Raw genomic sequence first — 16,600 nt, 5'->3', positions numbered from 1 at the left:
TCCGCAACAGCGCCGGTCACCCCGATGCCCCGTGTCCACTGTGGACGCCTGGGCAGGCAGGAGGTTCCCCTCACCATGGCCCCCAGACCCCGCGTGGTCGTGATCGGCGCCGGTATCGTCGGCTGCGCGATCGCCGACGAGCTGACCGAACGCGGCTGGACCGACCTCACCGTGCTGGAACAGGGTGACCTGTTCACCACCGGCGGGTCCAGTTCGCACGCGCCCGGACTGGTCTTCCAGACCACCGGCTGCCGCACGATGACCGAGTTCGCCCGCTACACCGTCGCCAAATACGGCGCGCTCGAACTCGACGGGAAGCCGTGCTTCCGGCCGGTCGGCGGGCTGGAGGTGGCCACGACGCCGGAGCGGCTGGCCGACCTCAAGCGGCGGCACGGCTGGGCGACCGCGTCGGGTGTCGAAAGCAGGCTGATCGGGCCGGACGAATGCGCCACGCTGCATCCGCTGCTCGATCCGGCCAAGGTGCTCGGCGGGTTTCACATCCCGTCCGACGGTCTGGCGAAACCCCTGTGGGCGGCCGAGGCACAGGCCCGGCGCGCGATCGGGCGCGGCGCGAAGTTCCTCGCGCACCAAAAGGTCGTCGGCGTCGAAAGCGCGGGCGGCCGGGTCACCGGCGTCACCACCGAAACCGGGAGTTTCCGCGCGGACATCGTGCTCTCCTGCGCCGGGATGTGGGGTCCGGTGCTCGGCGAACTGGTGGACCTCGCGATCCCGCTGGTCCCGATGGCGCACCAGTACGCGCGCACCAATCCCCTGCCGTCACTCGCCGGCGCGAGCGAAGAAGCGACCCTGCCGATCCTGCGGCACCAGGACGCCGACCTCTACTTCCGTGAGCACGCCGACCGGATCGGCATCGGCGCGTACGGGCACCGGCCGATGCCGTTGCCCGCCAAGGAGATCGGCGCCGGGGAGGGAATGCCGTCGGAACTCGCGTTCACGCCGCCGGATTTCGAACAGTCCTGGGCGGCCGCCGTCGCATTGCTGCCGTCCTTGGGCGAGACCAAGGTCGAAGAGGGCATCAACGGGCTGTTCTCGTTCACCCCGGACGGGATGCCGCTGCTGGGTGAGCATCCGGAGCTGGACGGGTTCTGGGTCGCGGAAGCCGTCTGGATCACGCATTCGGCCGGGGTCGCCCGCGCGATGGCGCAATGGCTGGTCGACGGGCAGCCCGAAGCGGATCTGCACGGTTGCGACCTCGCCAGGTTCGAGAAGGTGCAGCTGGCCCCGGACTACGTCATGGCACGCAGCTGCCAGAGCTTCGTCGAGGTCTACGACGTCATCCATCCCTTGCAGCCCATGGAGGAACCGCGGCCGCTGCGGACGAGCCCGTTCTACGAGCGGCAGGCGGAGCTCGGGGCGTTCTTCCTCGAAGCGAGCGGCTGGGAGCGGCCGCACTGGTACGAGGCGAACGCGAACCTGCCGGAAGTCGACCTCATCCCGGCCCGCAACGACTGGGCCGCGCGGTACTGGTCGCCGATCGGCGGCGCCGAGGCACTGGTCGCGCGGCAGCGGGTCGCGATGTTCGACATGACGTCGTTGAAACGCGTGGAGGTCACCGGACCCGGCGCGCTGCCGTTCCTCCAGACCATGACGACGAACCAGCTCGACAAGAAACCCGGTTCGGTCACCTACACCCTGTTGCTCGGCGAGGACGGCGGCGTGCGCAGCGACCTCACCGTGGCCAGGCTCGGCGCCGAGCGGTTCCAGGTCGGGGTCAACAGCGCCATCGACGTCGACTGGCTGCGACGGCATCTGCCGGGGGACGGCGCGGCGCAGATCCACGAGACCACGCCGGGCACCTGTTGCATCGGTTTGTGGGGACCACTCGCCAGAGCGGTACTCCAGCCACTGTCCACAACGGACTTCTCGCACCAGGCGATGGGCTACTTCAAGACGAAACAGGCCTACATCGGCCAAGTTCCGGTGACCGCGATGCGACTGTCCTATGTGGGCGAACTCGGCTGGGAGCTGTACACGAGCGCCGACCTCGGCCGCGAACTGTGGGACACGCTCTGGGACGCCGGCCAGGAGCACGGCGTCATCGCCGCCGGACGCGACGCCTTCTCCAGCATGCGGCTGGAAAAGGGGTACCGCCTGTGGGGCACCGACGTCACCGCGGAGCACGACCCGTTCGAGGCCGGACTGGGTTTCGCCGTAAGGATGGACAAGGGTTACTTCGTCGGGCGGGACGCGCTGGCCGGCCGCTCGGAAGACACCGTCACCAGGAAGCTGACCTGCCTCACGGTCGACGATCCGTACTCGGTCGTCCTCGGCAAGGAACCGGTGTACGCCGACGGCCGCCCCGCCGGATACGTCACCAGTGCGGCGTACGGCTACACCGTCGCGAAGAACATCGCCTACGCCTGGCTTCCGGTCGAATTCACCCAGCCGGGCAGGCCGCTGGAGATCGAGTACTTCGGCGAGCGGATCCCCGCCGTCGTGGCGAACGAACCGTTGTTCGACGCCGGCATGACCCGGATCAGGAGTGCCGCATGAGCCATTACGACGTCATCGTCATCGGCCTCGGCGGGATGGGCAGCGCGGCCGCGTACCGGCTCGCCCGGCGCGGACAGCGGGTGCTGGGCATCGATCAGTTCGCGCCAGTGCACAACCTCGGCTCCAGCCACGGCGGCTCACGGGTCACCCGGCAGGCGTACTTCGAAGATCCTGCGTATGTCCCGCTGCTGGTGCGGGCACACGAACTGTGGGACGGGATCGAACGCGACTCCGGCCGGAAGATCTTCACCCGCTGCGGCGGGATCATGCTCGGCGGACCCGGCTCGCGGACGGTGTCGGGAAGCCTGGCCAGCGCCCGGGAATGGGATCTGCCGCACGAGATCCTGGACGCGTCCGAGGTCCGGCGCCGGTTCCCGACGATGAACCCGGCCGAGGGCGAAATCGCACTGTACGAGGAGACCGCCGGATTCGTGGTGCCGGAAGGCAGTGTGGCGGCGCATTTGCAGCTGGCCGCGAGGGCCGGGGCCGAACTGCGTCACGAGGAGAAAGTCCTTTCGTGGCACCAGACGTCCACTGGTGTCCGGGTCGGAACCTCGCAGAACTTCTACACCGCCGAGCAGTTGGTGATCTGCCCCGGCGCCTGGGCGCCGGAACTGCTCGCCGAACTCGGTGTCGAGTTCACCATCGAACGGCAGATCCAGTACTGGTTCGCCCCGTCGGGCGGAGCGGAGCCGTTCCGCGCGGAACGGCATCCGATCTACGTCTGGGAAGGCGAGAACGGCCGTCAATTCTATGGCTTCCCGTCGCACGACGACTCCGGGAGCGTGAAGGTGGCGTTCTTCCGCGGCGGCAAGACCTGCACTCCGGAGACCATCGACCGGACGGTGCACGCCGAGGAGGTCGAGGAGATCTCCGCTTTCGTCGGCCGGAAGATGCCGTCACTGCCCGGCACCTTCCTGCGGGCGGCGACCTGCATGTACACGAACACCCCTGACGAGCATTTCGTCATCTCCCGCCATCCCACCTGTGAACGCGTGGTGGTCGCCTGCGGATTCTCCGGGCACGGTTTCAAATTCGTGCCGGTGGTCGGCGAGGTGCTCGCCGACCTGGTGGTGGACGGCACCACCGAACATCCGATCGCCCTGTTCGACCCCGCCAGGCTGACGGGAGTGCCGAGATGACGAGTCTCATCCCGACCCTGGGCGGCGATTACTACACCGACCCGGGAATCTTCGCGGCCGAACAGGAAAAGCTCTTCGAGCGCGGGTGGTTCTGCGCGGCGCGTTCGGCGGATCTGCCGTCGGCGGGCGACTTCCGGACCGTCCAAATCGGACGTGAGAGCGTGATCGTCAGCCGCGGCCGTGACGGCGGGCTGAAGGCGTTCCTGAACGTCTGCCGCCACCGGGGCGCCCGGCTGTGCACCGAGGAGTCGGGCACGGTGAAGCGCGCTTTCCAGTGCCCGTACCACGCGTGGACCTACGGACTCGACGGGAAGCTGATCGCGGCGCCGAATCTGGCGAATCTGCCGGACATCGATCGCGCCGGATACGGTCTGCACACCGTGCACCTGCGGGAGTGGCTGGGTTACGCGTGGGTCTGCCTGGCCGCGGACCCGCCGTCGTTCGAGGCCGACGTCGAAGGCGCGGTGCGCGAACGGCTGGGCGACGTCGAGTCGATCGAACGGTACGGCCTCGACGGGCTTTCGGTCGGGCGCCGGATCACCTACGACGTCAAGGCGAACTGGAAGCTGATCGTCGAGAACTTCATGGAGTGCTACCACTGCGCGACGATCCACCCGGAACTGACCGAGGTGCTGCCGGAGTTCGCCGACGGCTACGCGGCGCAGTACTACGTCGGGCACGGAGCCGAGTTCGGCGAGGACGTCGACGGGTTCACCATCGACGGTGGGTCGGGCTTCGACCGGCTCGACGGCGTCGCGAACGAGCAGGACAGGCGGTACTACGCGATCACCATCCGGCCGCAGGTGTTCGTGAACCTGGTGCCGGATCACGTGATCTTCCACCGGATGTACCCGCTCGCGCCGGACCGGACGGTCGTCGAATGCGATTGGCTGTACGCGGCCGACGTCGTCGCCTCCGGCCGGGACGTGTCACGGTCGGTGGAGTTGTTCCACCGCGTCAACGAGCAGGACTTCGCCGCGTGCGAACGCTGTCAGCCCGCGATGGCGTCCCGCGCCTACCGCGGCGGCGGCGTCCTGATGCCCTCGGAGCACCACATCGGCGAGTTCCACGACTGGCTGCTCAAGCATTTAGAGGACTAAACGCGCAGAAGGGTGGTGGCCAGCGCGGCGGTATCGACCCCGGCGACGCCGTCGAGAACGTGCCAAGGCGCGAGCCAGCCAGTCGCGGCCAGCTCGTCGTAGACCACCGAGCACCGCTTCTGGAGCGCGTCGTCGGTCTCGAAGGAGTCCCGCGCACGGGCGGCGTCGTCCTCCGCGCGGCGCTGCGCGCGTTCGGCGGCGACGTCGGAGGTGACCCGCAGCAGCAGATGCGCGGCCGGCACCGGCAGACCGAACCGATCGATCTCCAGGTCGCGGAGCCACCGGACGAACTCGCCGTCCACGCCCTGGTGGAGCCGGGCCGCGCCGTACGCCGCGTTCGACGCGACGTACCGGTCGAGCAGCACGACGTCGTGATCGTCGAGACGGGCGCGGATCTCGTCCGCCGCGCCGCGACGGTCGAGCGCGTAGAGCATCGCCATGCCGTACACGGAGTCGGCGAGGTCGCCGTGCCCTCGGTGCAGCGCCTCGCGGACGAGGTCGGCGTGCACGCTTTCACCGTAACGCGGGAACGCGATCGACGTGACGCTCGCACCGTCGGCGTTCAGCGCACCGGTCAGCGCGTCGGCGAGGGTGCGCTTTCCGGCGCCGTCCAGACCTTCGATCACCACGAGTCGTCCCACAGCGCCTACTTTAAGGTGCCGTGGTCGACCGGCGGGCCAGGCGGGGTCAGCACACGCCCGGCCCACCGGTCCGCTAGGGGACGCGCCGCTTCGAGTGGAGGAAGAAGCCGGCGATACCGATGAGGAGCAAGCCGCCGAAGATCAGCAGCGGGACGAAGCCGGTGTCCTGCGCGTCGGGTGCGGGGCCGCCGTCACCGCGAGGCATCACCTGGGCGTTGTAACCGCCGGCCTTGCCTTCTTGGGCGTAGGGCGAGCCCGCGAGCATCGGCCCGTACCGGCCGGAGACCGTCTTCTGGTACTCCGCGAGTGTGGCCGACGCGCCGTCCGCGTAGCCGCTGGCGCCCGAGTCGAGCAGCGTCACCCGGCCGTCGCGCAGCGCGTACCAGGCGTCGACCTGGGGCTCGTGGAGCAGCGTCGCACCGGCGGGCAGCCGCCGGGCCAGTTCGCTTTCCCGGTCACCCGACGCGATGTTGCCGACGCGCCAGACACCGTCGTCGCCACGGACCGACCAGACCGTCGCGGTCTGCCCGTCGGACGCCGTCACCGGGACGGCGACGTAGGCGAGCTGCCCGGCGACCGCGCCGTCTCCGGCGACGAAATCCCTCGAAAGCTCGTAAACCGGGAAGGATTCGCCGACGACGGTGACCGACGGCGAATGCCCCGAACCACCCGTCTGAGTGAAGAAGCGACTGATTTCCGCACGCAGCGTGGGATCGTCGGCAGCCGCCTTCGCGGCCGCGAGATCTTCACCGGACAGGTGATCCGCGCGCGCTCCCGGCGCCGACATCAGCAACGCGATCGCGACCAGCCCGGCGAGCCCGAGGATCCGCCGCGCCCTCATCGCCGGATCCCGGTGAGGGTGTGGGTCCAGGTGAAGGACCGGTTGCCGGCGTAGAAGTCGTAGGTCGACCAGTTGTAGCGGTTACCGGTGGGCAGTGGATCCCCCCACGAGACCCACTTCCGGCCGGTGTCGTAGCCGTAGAGCACGTGCATGTGGCCGCCGCCCGCGGCCCAGCCGACCCGGGTCTGCACCGGCTGCCCGGCATCGGCCTGCGCCTGAACGGCCGCGTACGGGATGCGGCCCTTGACGTAGTTCCCCGGGGCCGAGAAGCCCAGCTTGCCGAAGGCGTGCCGGACGTCGCCCAGCGTCCCGGGGCGGTCGGCGCAGTCCCGGCGCCGCTCGTCGTGGGCCATCCGGCAGAATTCGTTCTGGCTGACGGTGACGCCGTGGCGTGCCGCGATGGTGTTGCCCGAAGCCACCCAGCACCACTGCGGCTTTTCCTGTACCTGCATGACGATGGGGTTCTGATAGGCGGAGTGCTGCCGGGCCGACGACGGGGGCAGCGCGCTCGCCGGGGTCGCGACCGCGAGCCACGCCGCGAGACTCGCGGCGCCCGCGGCGCAAACCCTCCTCGAGAACACAGGCACGACGGGCCTCCTGGTCACCATGGCGAACCAATGTGGTCACAACGGTGAACAGAAGGTTCACACAGAGCAAGATGGGCACTCGGCGGAACGGACCGTTCCGGGGCGTTTCCACACCCCGGAACGGTCACTCTTCCGGGGTCAACCACCCCGAACGGGGGACGTAGTGTTCACAGTGCGCTGCTAACGTGAACGTTCCGCGGTGTTCACGCTCAGCGCACACACTGGTCTGGTGAAGGGACGAGCGGTGACACGAGAAGGGGACACCCCGACGATCATCGACGGTGCGCGCCGTCAACCGCTCGAAGCCCTGCCCAAAGAGCTGGTCGAAGCCCTTCGCAGCGGCGAATTCCACCACGCGTTGCGGCAGGCGATCGCCTATCGCGGTCTCTCGCTGGCCAGGCTTCGCGCCCATCTCGGGCTTCGCGGCGTCCAAATCGGACAGTCGACGTTGAGCTACTGGCAGCGCGGGTTACGCCAGCCGGAGGTACCCAAGGCGCTGCCGGCGGTCCGTGCCCTGGAATCGGTGCTGCAGCTGCCTCCCGACGCGCTCGTCGTGCTGATCGGGCCACGGACGGCGCGGGCGCGCGGGCATCAGATGGCCGCGTCGTTCCACGACATCCGTTCCGGTGACATGGGCTCGATCGTCGACCAGCTGCTGTCCGAACTCGGCGCGTACCCGTCGGCCAATCGCTACAACGCCGATCTCGAGATGCTTTCGGTGCACGACACGATCACCTTCGACGCCGCGCACCGGCAGGTCGGCCTGCAGACCCGGCTGGTGTGCCGGGCACGGCGGCACGGCCCGGACCGGTACGTCACCGTCTACAACGGCGACCCCGGCTGCAATATCGGCGACGTCGAGCTGATCACCGCCGAGGGCTGCCGGGTCGGCCGGATCCGGCGCAACGCCGACGCCGAGACGATGGCCACCGAACTGCTCTTCGATCGGAAGCTCGCCGAGGGCGAGATCCACGTGTTCTGCTTCGAGGTCCGCGACGACTCGGGCACCGCGTCGCCCGGCTACTTCCGGATGTTGCGGGACCAGTGCTCGAGCTATCTGGTGCAGCTCAAGTTCGCGCTCGGCGCGCTGCCCGCCCGCTGCACGCGGCAGTTCCGGACCCGTGACGACGCCGTGCCCGTCGAGTCCGAGGAGCTGCCGCTCGACATGGGCGGCGTGACCAGTGGCTACTTCAGCGACGCCGGGCCGGGGCTGGCCGGCATCGAGGTCGAGTGGCGCTAGCGCGCAATGAGCCTTTTTCATCTTGGTTCGCGGTGCAGGCCGTCGCAAGGAGCCGATTACCTGCGAGGTCAGGTCACTCAAGACCCGTGAGACACGCTCGCACGCCGCCGATCAGAGCCGCCGCCCCACGTCACCGGACCCGAAAGTTGGTCGTGAGTGGTAAGTGTCGTTAGAGCAAACCCTCTCTTAGGTACCTACCCGTGTCCTGCGGACTTGCTGGCGTGAGGTACATGATGGCCCCCTTCCTTGCTGTAGGCGCAAGGAAGGGGGCCATCATGTACTGGGGAAGATGTGAAGGTCGCGTTTCCTCGGCTGAGCCGAGGGAAGGGGTCCTTCACGCGCAGCCGGTGTGACTGGTGGTGCTGCTGAGGCTCGTGATGGTCGTCCGCGACGGGTGAGGGGAACTTTGAGGGACTCTGGGTCCCTCAAGGAGTCCTTCACGGCCAGGCCGTCACCGGACCCACCCACCGTAGGTACCTGAAACACCCTTGGCCAGAACGACACTTACCACTCACGACACCCACACCTCTGAACCCAGGATGAAAAAGGCGCCATGAAAGGTCCTTTCCTTGCAAATTTTGCAAGGAAAGGACCTTTCATGGCAGCCGTCAGTACCGGTAGTGATCCGTCTTGAACGGGCCTTCGACGTCCACGTCGATGTACTCGGCCTGCTCCTTGGTCAGCTTCGTGAGCTCACCGCCGAGCGCGTCGAGGTGGATCTTCGCGACCTTCTCGTCGAGCTTCTTCGGGAGGCGGAAGACCTCCTTGTCGTACTCCTCGTACTTGGTGAACAGCTCGATCTGCGCGATCACCTGGTTGGAGAAGCTGTTCGACATCACGAACGACGGGTGGCCGGTCGCGTTGCCCAGGTTCAGCAGTCGGCCTTCCGACAGCACGATGATGCTCTTGCCGTCCGGGAACACCCACTCATCGACCTGCGGCTTGATGTTGATCCGCCGGATGCCCGGGTAGCGCTGCAGACCCGCCATGTCGAGCTCGTTGTCGAAGTGGCCGATGTTGCCCAGGATCGCCTGGTGCTTCATCTTCGCCATGTGCTCGACGAGCACGACGTCCTTGTTGCCGGTGGTCGTGATGATGATGTCGGCCTCGCCGAGGACGTTCTCCAGCTTCTTGACCTGGTAGCCGTCCATCGCCGCCTGCAGCGCGCAGATCGGGTCGATCTCGGTGACGATCACCCGCGCGCCCTGGCCGCGCAGCGATTCCGCGGCACCCTTGCCGACGTCGCCGTAGCCGCAGACAACCGCGACCTTGCCGCCGATGAGGACGTCGGTGCCGCGGTTGATGCCGTCGATCAGCGAGTGCCGGATGCCGTAGCGGTTGTCGAACTTCGACTTGGTCACCGCGTCGTTCACGTTGATCGCCGGGAACAGCAGCTCACCGGCGGCGGCGAGCTGGTAGAGCCGCAGCACGCCGGTGGTGGTCTCCTCGGTGACCCCGCGGATGCCTTCGCCGATCTTGGTCCATTTGCCGGTGTCGGCCGCGACGGAGGCGCTCAGCAGCTGGAGGAACACGCGGAACTCGTCCGAGGTGTTCTCGTCCGGCGACGGGACGACGCCCGCCTTCTCGAACTCGGTTCCCTTGTGCACCAGCATGGTGGCGTCGCCGCCGTCGTCGAGGATCATGTTGGGACCCTCGCCGTCCCAGGTCAGCATCTTCTCGGTGCACCACCAGTACTCCTCCAGCGACTCGCCCTTCCAGGCGAACACCGGCACCCCCTTCGGCTCCTCGACGGTGCCGTGCGGGCCGACGACGACCGCCGCGGCGGCGTGGTCCTGCGTGGAGAAGATGTTGCACGAGGCCCAGCGCACCTCCGCGCCCAGCGCGACGAGGGTCTCGATCAGCACCGCGGTCTGTACCGTCATGTGCAGCGAGCCCGAAACCCGGGCTCCCCGCAGGGGATACACCTCGGCGTACTCGCGGCGCAACGCCATCAGGCCAGGCATCTCGTGCTCGGCGAGGCGGATCTCCTTGCGGCCGAACTCGGCGGCCTCGAGATCGGCGACGGCGAACTCGATGCCGTTGCGGGTGTCGTGCCGCTTGGCAACGCTTTCGGGGGTCATATGCGCGCTTCCTCCAAGGTTGGATGACATCGGAACAGTACCGTTGTCGGCTCAGTCCCCACTGGAATGGTTTGGAGGCCTTCACCGTGGTCATGCCGGGTCCCGACACCCGCGTCGTCGAAATACGCGTACCCGGGTTAGTGGGCACGAGCGGTGAAAGCCTGCTGGATTCGACGTCGGTGGTCGACGTCGCGGGCGACGGGATCGGCAGGCTGATCCGGCCGTCGGACCGGCTGCGCCGTCCCGCTCCCGGTCCGGTGCTGCCCGCGCTCGGCCGTTCGATCCCGCGCATTCTCGAAGGCTACCTGTGGAGCGGGATGACGTCGGGGGGCGCGGCCAAGGCCACCTGGGCGCTGCTGTTCCCCTTTTCGCTGGCGAACGTCGCGCACTGGATGCTGCCGCCGGTCCCGGAGGGCAAACGGTCCGCCGCGCTGCTCGCCGCCGCTTGCCGCGGTGTGTTGCGAGTGGCTTCGCTGCTGCTGACGATGCTGCTGATCAGCCAGCTCGCGGTGGTCTCGCTGGACCTGTTCGCCGCGCAATGCCTCGCCCCCGGCTCCGCCTGCCTCACGGGCGCGCCGTCGTTCCTGCGGGATTTCGCGCCGCTGCGGACCGCGATCGGCGTGCTGCCGCTGCTGGCGCTGATCTTCGTGCTCGACCGGATCCCGTCCTCGGACTGGCGCTCACGGAACCGGCTGCACCGCGCCCACAGTTCGAGCCCGCTACAGCCCCAGGACCTGCCGCGGACGCCGGGCCTGCGCACGCTGCACACCGTCGCCGCGCTGACCTGTGTCGCGCTTCCGCTCCTCGGCGGGCCGTTCCGGCTGCCGACGGCGACGTTCGACCTGATCGTCTGGAGCTGCGCGCTGGCGCTCGTCCTCGCCGCGCTCGTGGCCTCGACGGTCGGTTTCTCGGCAGGCCCGATCGTCCGCGGCGGACTGATCGCGATCGCCGTCGCGCTGGTCGGGATCGCCGTCGTCCGCCGGACACCGTTGCCTGCCGGGCTGTCGGGCGGCGGTCTCGGCGGAGCCGACGGGACGGTCGAAGCGCTCGGCGCGGCGATGGTCGCGGTGACCTCGCTCTTCGCGCTGATGCTCGTCCCGGCGGCGTTGCTCGGCCGTCCGACCTGGAAGCACCTGCCGCACCGGTTGCGGCCGTGGCTCGGCGGCTGGGCCGCGGCCCCGGTCCTCGCGCTCGCCGGGCTGCTCGGTGGCGGCTTCGGCGCGGGACTCGCGGTCGCGCTGCGGCAACTGGTCGGCGCGAACGATCTGCGCCTGCCCGACACCTACGTCCTGGTGACCGTGCTGTGGGGCGCCGGGCTCGCGCTCGCCGTCGTGCTCGGTGTGCTCGGGTTCGCCGTCGCGGTCCCGCTGCGGCGGCTGCGGCGCGGCATCCCGGAGATCGTCGCGCTGATGGAGATCGGCAAGGCACAGGAAGACGAGGCCGCGCGCGTCTGGGCCCGTGCTTCGTGGGAACGCAAGCATCTGCACCATCTCGCCCTCACCGTCGCGCTGGCGATGGCGGCGGGCGGTGGCGCCCTCCTGGTCGCGCGCTTCGGTTTCGGGCATCTACCCGGCTGGTTCACGCCGCTCTCGACGATCGGCGTGTTCGCGCTGGGCGCGATGGCGGCGGGGCTGCTGCGTGTCGTGTTCGCCGCCGCGACGACCCCCAAACGCAGCCGTCACCTCGGCGCGCTGGCCGACCTCGTGTGCTTCTGGCCGCGTGCCGCGCATCCGACCGTTCCGCCGAGTTACGCGCTCAAGGTCGTCCCGGAACTCGCGGACCGGGTCAAGGAACACCTCGCCGATCCGGGCACGCGGGTGGTGCTGTCCGGGTACAACCTCGGCAGCCTGCTCACCGTGCTCGCCGCGGCTCGGGTGATCGCCGATCTCCCGCCGGAAGACCGCGACCGCGTCGGGCTGCTGACCGCCGGTTCACCACTTCAATGGGGTTATCAGCGGGCCTTCCCGGCGATGCTGCCGCAGGCACAACTGGCCGCGCTGTACGAAGATCTCGACGGCCGCTGGCGGGCGCTGTGCCGTGGCACGGACATCTTCGGCGGCGGCGTCACGACGTGGCGGCACCGGGTAGTGGGCGGGAAACTGCTGGGCGACGGCTATCTGCCCGGCGGCGGGACGGGACCGCTGGCCGCCGAAGCCGACGACAAGGGCGTCCTCGTGCTCGGGGGCGATCACTGGCTGCCCGACCCGATGCGCGGGCCGACCGGGCGGCACCGCTGGGCACCCGGCGTGCTCAAGCACACGGACTACGTCGTCGACGCCGAATGGGACAACGCCGTCGCGATGGCCGCCGGGCTCGGCCGTCCGCGCCCGACGAACCCCTGGGGCGAGCAGGGATCGCTCTTCGGGGACTTCCCCCAAATGCGCTGAAGGGAACTTTCCCCGAGTCGGACGCAGCGAAAGGGCCCTTCACCGCATGTCATGCGGTGAAGGGCCCTTTCAGCTACCTACGTCAGTTGGCCTTGCGGCGCACGCGCAGCAGGATCAGGACGCCGGCACCGGCCAGGACCAGCAGGCCACCGGCCCACAGCAGCCAGGCGTTGTCGAAACCGGTGTCCGCGAGGCCGCCGCCGTTGCCACCGTTACCGCCGACCGCGGGGGCCGGGGCGGTGGTGCTGCTCGGGGCTTCCGACGTCTGGGTCGGCTTGTCCGAGGTGGTCGGGGCGGACGTCGGCGGCTTGGCCGTGGTGGTCTTCGTCGGCTCGGTCGGCTTCGGCGGCTTCGTCGGCTCGGTCTTCTTCTCGCCACAGGCGAACCAGTGGCTGATGTCGGCCTGCTGGCCGCCGTTGTTCATCGGCGAGCGCAGCTTCTCCCACGGCGGGGTCTTGCCGAGGCCCCGCTTGCCGGGCTCGTAGATGTTGTAGCCGTCGCCGCCCTTGACCACGATCGCGGTGACGGTGACGCCTTCACCGACGGCGGTGATGTTGAGGTACTTGTCCTTCTCCGTGCCACCGGTGAAGGTCAGGTCCTTCGTCGAGATCTCGGTGCCCGGGAGCTGGGCCTTTTCACAGGTGCTGACGTTCTTCGGCGTCGGGATGGCGCGGCCGTCGTCGGTGTGGCACGCCAGCGCGGTGCCCGTGACGCCGAGCAGGGCGGCGGTCGCCAGCGCGAAGACGGTGGCGGCGGAACGGACACGCCGTCTGGTGATGATCTGCATTCAGAGCTCTCCTGTACCGATCGGGGGACAAACGAGCAAAGCGAGGTGCCTCTTTAGGGGTGAAGGTCAACTCGCGGTGCTTCTACACGAGCCCCGTTCACCCACTAGGGGGAAGTAAGAGCCCGGACGCTATCGCACACCGATTTCACACCGAAACCGGGGCCCCGAACGGCGCGGCCCACCATCCACAAAGGAATGGTGGGCCGCCGAAACGAGAATGATCAGTCCGATACGGACGTCGGCACCTCGTCCTTGTTCTGCTTGCCGAGCAGCGAATGACGACGGCCGTAGGCGAAGTAGATGACGACGCCGAGCGCCATCCACGCGAGGAAGCGCAGCCAGGTCAGGACGGTCAGGTTCAGCATCAGCCAGACACAGGCGACGATCGCGAGGATCGGGATCACCGGAACCCACGGCACCCGGAAGGCGCGAGGCAGATCGGGCCGGGTCTTGCGCAGCACCAGCACACCCGCGGAGACCAGAACGAAAGCGAAAAGCGTCCCGACGTTGACCATTTCCTCGAGTTTGTCCGCCGGGAAGAACGTCGCCGCGACCGCGACCAGCCCGCCGACGACGATGGTCGCCCGCTTCGGCGTGCCGTGCTCGCCGGTCTTCGCCAGGCCGCGCGGCATCAGGCCGTCACGCGACATCGCGAAGATGATCCGGATCTGGCCGAGCATCAGCACCATGACGACGGTCGTCAGACCGGCGAGGGCGCCGACGGAGATGATGTTGGCCGCCCAGTCGACGCCGTTGGCCGCGAACGCGGACGCGAGCGTCTTCTTGCCGCCGTCACCGGCCGAAGTGGCGAGATCCTTGTAGTTCACCATGCCGACGACCACGAGCGACACGGCGACGTAGAGCACCGTGACGATGGCGAGCGAGCCGAAAATGCCCCGGGGCACGGCCTTCTGCGGGTTGCGGGTCTCCTCGGCGGTGGTCGCGACGATGTCGAAACCGATGAACGCGAAGAACACCAGCGACGCCGCGGCCAGCAGGCCGAAGACGCCGAACGCGCTGCTGCCGCCACCGGCGACCAGCGAGAACAGCGACTGGTCGACACCGGTGGACGCCGACTCCGCGGCAGGCTGGGCGTCCGGGATGAACGGGGTGTAGTTCGAACCCTTGATGTAGAAGATGCCGAGCACGATCACGAACAGCACCACCGCGACCTTGATCCCGGTGATCACCATCGAGAACCGCGACGACAGCTTCGTGCCGACCGCGAGCAGTGTCGCCAGCACGAGCACCACGAGCAGGGCACCCCAGTCGACCGGCACCGGGCCGATCTCGAACGTCGTCTTCGTGCCCTTGCCGAAAATGTAGGAGAGCACGGTTTCGAGGTAGGCGGACCAGCCCTTCGAGACCGCGGCCGCGCCGACCGCGAGTTCCAGGATCAGGTCCCAGCCGATGATCCACGCCATGAACTCGCCGAACGTGGCGTAGGAGAACGTGTACGCGCTCCCGGCCACCGGGACGGTCGACGCGAATTCCGCGTAGCAAAGGGCGGCCAAGGCACAGGCGATGGCCGCGAACACGAACGCGAGCGAGACGGACGGTCCCGCGAAGTCACCGGCGGTCCGCGCGGTGAGGGTGAAGATCCCGGCACCGATGACGACGGCGACACCGAAGACGGTCAGATCCCACGCGCCCAGGTTCCGCCTGAGCTTGGTCCCCGGCTCGTCCGTGTCCGCGATGGACTGCTCGATGGATTTCGTACGCCACAGACCGTTTCCGGGCACCCTTGACCTCCTACACCTGACTGCGGTTCAACGGACCCTATCTCCCGGCCGGAACGGCAGCGCGGTGGGAGAGCAACGAAGTACGAGGAGGTCGCGATGGTAACCGGCGGAGTACGGACAGTTGCTCCGAACGGCGGTCGCGGCGGTACGAAAAGTCCGTGAAGGCCTCCTTGCCTACTTTGAGGGTAGGGAAGGAGGCCTTCACGGACTTTTCGGCTTGAGGCTGGGGATGCCGAAGGCCGCCGTGGGTGAGTGGGGAGGATCCTCCGTTGATCAAGGTCCGGGCTCGGGCCACGTCGTCGATCCCGACCCCCACCGCCCTTCACGCGGGCGGTCCGGTCTGGCCCGGATCGCCACCCGGCGACCCACCGCACCCGCACCCGCCACCGCACCCGCACGCAAGGAAAGGTCCTTTCCTCGCAAAATTTGCGAGGAAAGGACCTTTCCTTGCAGCTTTTCCTCCTGGTTCGCGGTGCAGACGGTCCCACCGCCCCAAGTCACCGGGCCCGAAAGCTGGGCCGAGCGAGGCTCAGACCAGGGAGCGGTCCAGGTCCGGCTCCAGATAGATCAGCTTCGCCGTCGGCACCTTCGCGCGCACACGCGCTTCGGCGTCGTCGATGGCCCGCGCGACCTCGCCGGTGTCCAATCCGGGTACCAAAGCGAGCTTCGCGGCCACCAGCATCTCGTCCGGGCCGATGTAGAGGGTGCGGATGTGGATGACCCGCTCGACCTTGCCCGCGGCCAGTTCGTCGACGATCGTGTCGAGGTCGGCCGGAGAGGCGCCCTCGCCGATCAGCAGGCTCTTCATCTCGATGATCAGGATGATCGCGATGACGCCGAGCAGCAGGCCGATCATGACGGTGCCGATACCGTCCCACACCGGATCGCCGGTGACGACCGAAAGCCCGACGCCGATGAGCGCGAACACCAGGCCGAGCAGCGCGCCGGCGTCCTCCAGCAGGACCACCGGGAGTTCGGGGGTCTTGGCCTGGCGGATGAACGCCCACCAGCCCACGTCGCCCTTGATCTTCTTCGACTCCTGGATCGCGGTGTAGAAGGAGTACGACTCCAACCCGATCGCGACCACCAGGATGCCGACGGCCACCAGCGGCGAGGTCAGCGCCTCGGGCTCGCCGATCTTGTGGATGCCCTCCCACAGCGCGAACACCGAGCCGAGGCTGAAGAGCATCAGCGCGACGATGAACGAGTAGAAGTACCGGTCCCGTCCGAACCCGAACGGATGCGTGCGGGTCGCCTTGCGCTGCGAGGTCTTCTGGCCCAGCAGCAGCAGCCCCTGGTTCGAGGTGTCCGCGAGCGAGTGCACGGACTCGGCGAGCATCGAGGACGACCCCGTGATGAGGAAGCCGGTGAATTTCGCGGCCGCGATGCCGGCGTTCGCCACGAGCGCGGCGATGATCGCCTTGGTTCCGCCACCTGCAGACACGTGCAACTCCCCAATGGTGTCCCGATATGCCGGGTTCGAAGGCTAGCAGTGCAGATGAGCCCGTACGCGCTGGGCGGCCCCACCCGGGGACAGG

The 16,600-nt window shown here is 68.4% G+C and carries 12 protein-coding genes; 5 read left to right on the top strand and 7 right to left on the bottom strand.

The window, feature by feature from the left end; genetic code table 11:
* The first annotated feature begins 75 nt into the window (after positions 1-75).
* The 3 genes from ACZ5ZX_RS21775 to ACZ5ZX_RS21765 are packed head-to-tail and all read left to right on the top strand — an operon-like array spanning position 76 to position 4,756.
* Positions 76-2,514: a GcvT family protein gene (locus tag ACZ5ZX_RS21775; protein ID WP_465503801.1), complete on the top strand. Its 2,439-nt coding sequence runs from the start codon at positions 76-78 to the stop codon at positions 2,512-2,514.
* The gene (solA, locus tag ACZ5ZX_RS21770) at positions 2,511-3,656 is read left to right on the top strand and encodes an N-methyl-L-tryptophan oxidase (RefSeq protein ID WP_465503800.1); all 1,146 of its coding nucleotides are present in this window, start codon (positions 2,511-2,513) and stop codon (positions 3,654-3,656) included. Before ACZ5ZX_RS21775 ends, solA begins: the two co-directional genes overlap by 4 nt.
* Complete coding sequence (locus tag ACZ5ZX_RS21765; RefSeq protein ID WP_465503799.1) at positions 3,653-4,756, top strand: aromatic ring-hydroxylating oxygenase subunit alpha; 1,104 nt, start codon at positions 3,653-3,655, stop codon at positions 4,754-4,756. The genes solA and ACZ5ZX_RS21765 overlap by 4 nt, the downstream gene beginning before the upstream one ends.
* Here ACZ5ZX_RS21765 and ACZ5ZX_RS21760 read toward each other — a convergent pair.
* The 3 genes from ACZ5ZX_RS21760 to ACZ5ZX_RS21750 all read right to left on the bottom strand — a co-directional run bounded on the left by ACZ5ZX_RS21760 (position 4,753) and on the right by ACZ5ZX_RS21750 (position 6,819).
* Positions 4,753-5,385 carry a dTMP kinase gene (locus ACZ5ZX_RS21760; RefSeq protein ID WP_465503942.1) on the bottom strand — a complete coding sequence of 211 codons (633 nt, stop codon included), beginning with the start codon at positions 5,383-5,385 and terminating at the stop codon, positions 4,753-4,755. The two genes, ACZ5ZX_RS21765 and ACZ5ZX_RS21760, sit on opposite strands and share 4 nt — an antisense overlap.
* A gap of 85 nt (positions 5,386-5,470) precedes the next feature.
* Positions 5,471-6,238, bottom strand: coding sequence for a hypothetical protein (locus ACZ5ZX_RS21755; RefSeq protein WP_465503798.1), 768 nt, complete (start codon positions 6,236-6,238; stop codon positions 5,471-5,473).
* Positions 6,235-6,819, bottom strand: a complete 585-nt coding sequence (locus ACZ5ZX_RS21750) for a papain-like cysteine protease family protein (RefSeq protein ID WP_465503941.1) — start codon at positions 6,817-6,819, stop codon at positions 6,235-6,237. Before ACZ5ZX_RS21750 ends, ACZ5ZX_RS21755 begins: the two co-directional genes overlap by 4 nt.
* A 250-nt stretch (positions 6,820-7,069) precedes the next feature.
* Here ACZ5ZX_RS21750 and ACZ5ZX_RS21745 point away from each other — a divergent pair, with 250 nt between their 5' ends.
* Positions 7,070-8,065, top strand: a complete 996-nt coding sequence (locus ACZ5ZX_RS21745; RefSeq protein ID WP_465503797.1) for a hypothetical protein — start codon at positions 7,070-7,072, stop codon at positions 8,063-8,065.
* A gap of 608 nt (positions 8,066-8,673) precedes the next feature.
* Here ACZ5ZX_RS21745 and ahcY read toward each other — a convergent pair.
* Entirely contained in the window at positions 8,674-10,146 is a 1,473-nt protein-coding gene (gene ahcY / locus ACZ5ZX_RS21740) for an adenosylhomocysteinase (RefSeq protein WP_465503796.1), read from the bottom strand.
* Between the two features lie 92 nt (positions 10,147-10,238).
* On the opposite strand from ahcY, the gene ACZ5ZX_RS21735 reads away from it, so the two are divergent.
* The gene (locus tag ACZ5ZX_RS21735; protein WP_465503795.1) at positions 10,239-12,533 is read left to right on the top strand and encodes a hypothetical protein; all 2,295 of its coding nucleotides are present in this window, start codon (positions 10,239-10,241) and stop codon (positions 12,531-12,533) included.
* Between the two features lie 82 nt (positions 12,534-12,615).
* Here ACZ5ZX_RS21735 and ACZ5ZX_RS21730 read toward each other — a convergent pair whose 3' ends face one another.
* From ACZ5ZX_RS21730 to ACZ5ZX_RS21720, 3 genes are all read right to left on the bottom strand, one after another.
* Positions 12,616-13,320: an LPXTG cell wall anchor domain-containing protein gene (locus tag ACZ5ZX_RS21730; RefSeq protein ID WP_465503794.1), complete on the bottom strand. Its 705-nt coding sequence runs from the start codon at positions 13,318-13,320 to the stop codon at positions 12,616-12,618.
* Positions 13,321-13,541: 221 nt separating this feature from the next.
* Positions 13,542-15,062 carry an amino acid permease gene (locus ACZ5ZX_RS21725; protein WP_465503793.1) on the bottom strand — a complete coding sequence of 507 codons (1,521 nt, stop codon included), beginning with the start codon at positions 15,060-15,062 and terminating at the stop codon, positions 13,542-13,544.
* Positions 15,063-15,591: 529 nt separating this feature from the next.
* Complete coding sequence (locus tag ACZ5ZX_RS21720) at positions 15,592-16,506, bottom strand: cation diffusion facilitator family transporter (protein ID WP_465503792.1); 915 nt, start codon at positions 16,504-16,506, stop codon at positions 15,592-15,594.
* Between the last annotated feature and the right edge of the window lie 94 nt (positions 16,507-16,600).

The organism is Amycolatopsis sp. NPDC033938 (assembly GCF_055575975.1).
Note: the sequence above shows the minus strand (reverse complement) of the source record. Positions and strands in the feature narration are given on the sequence as shown.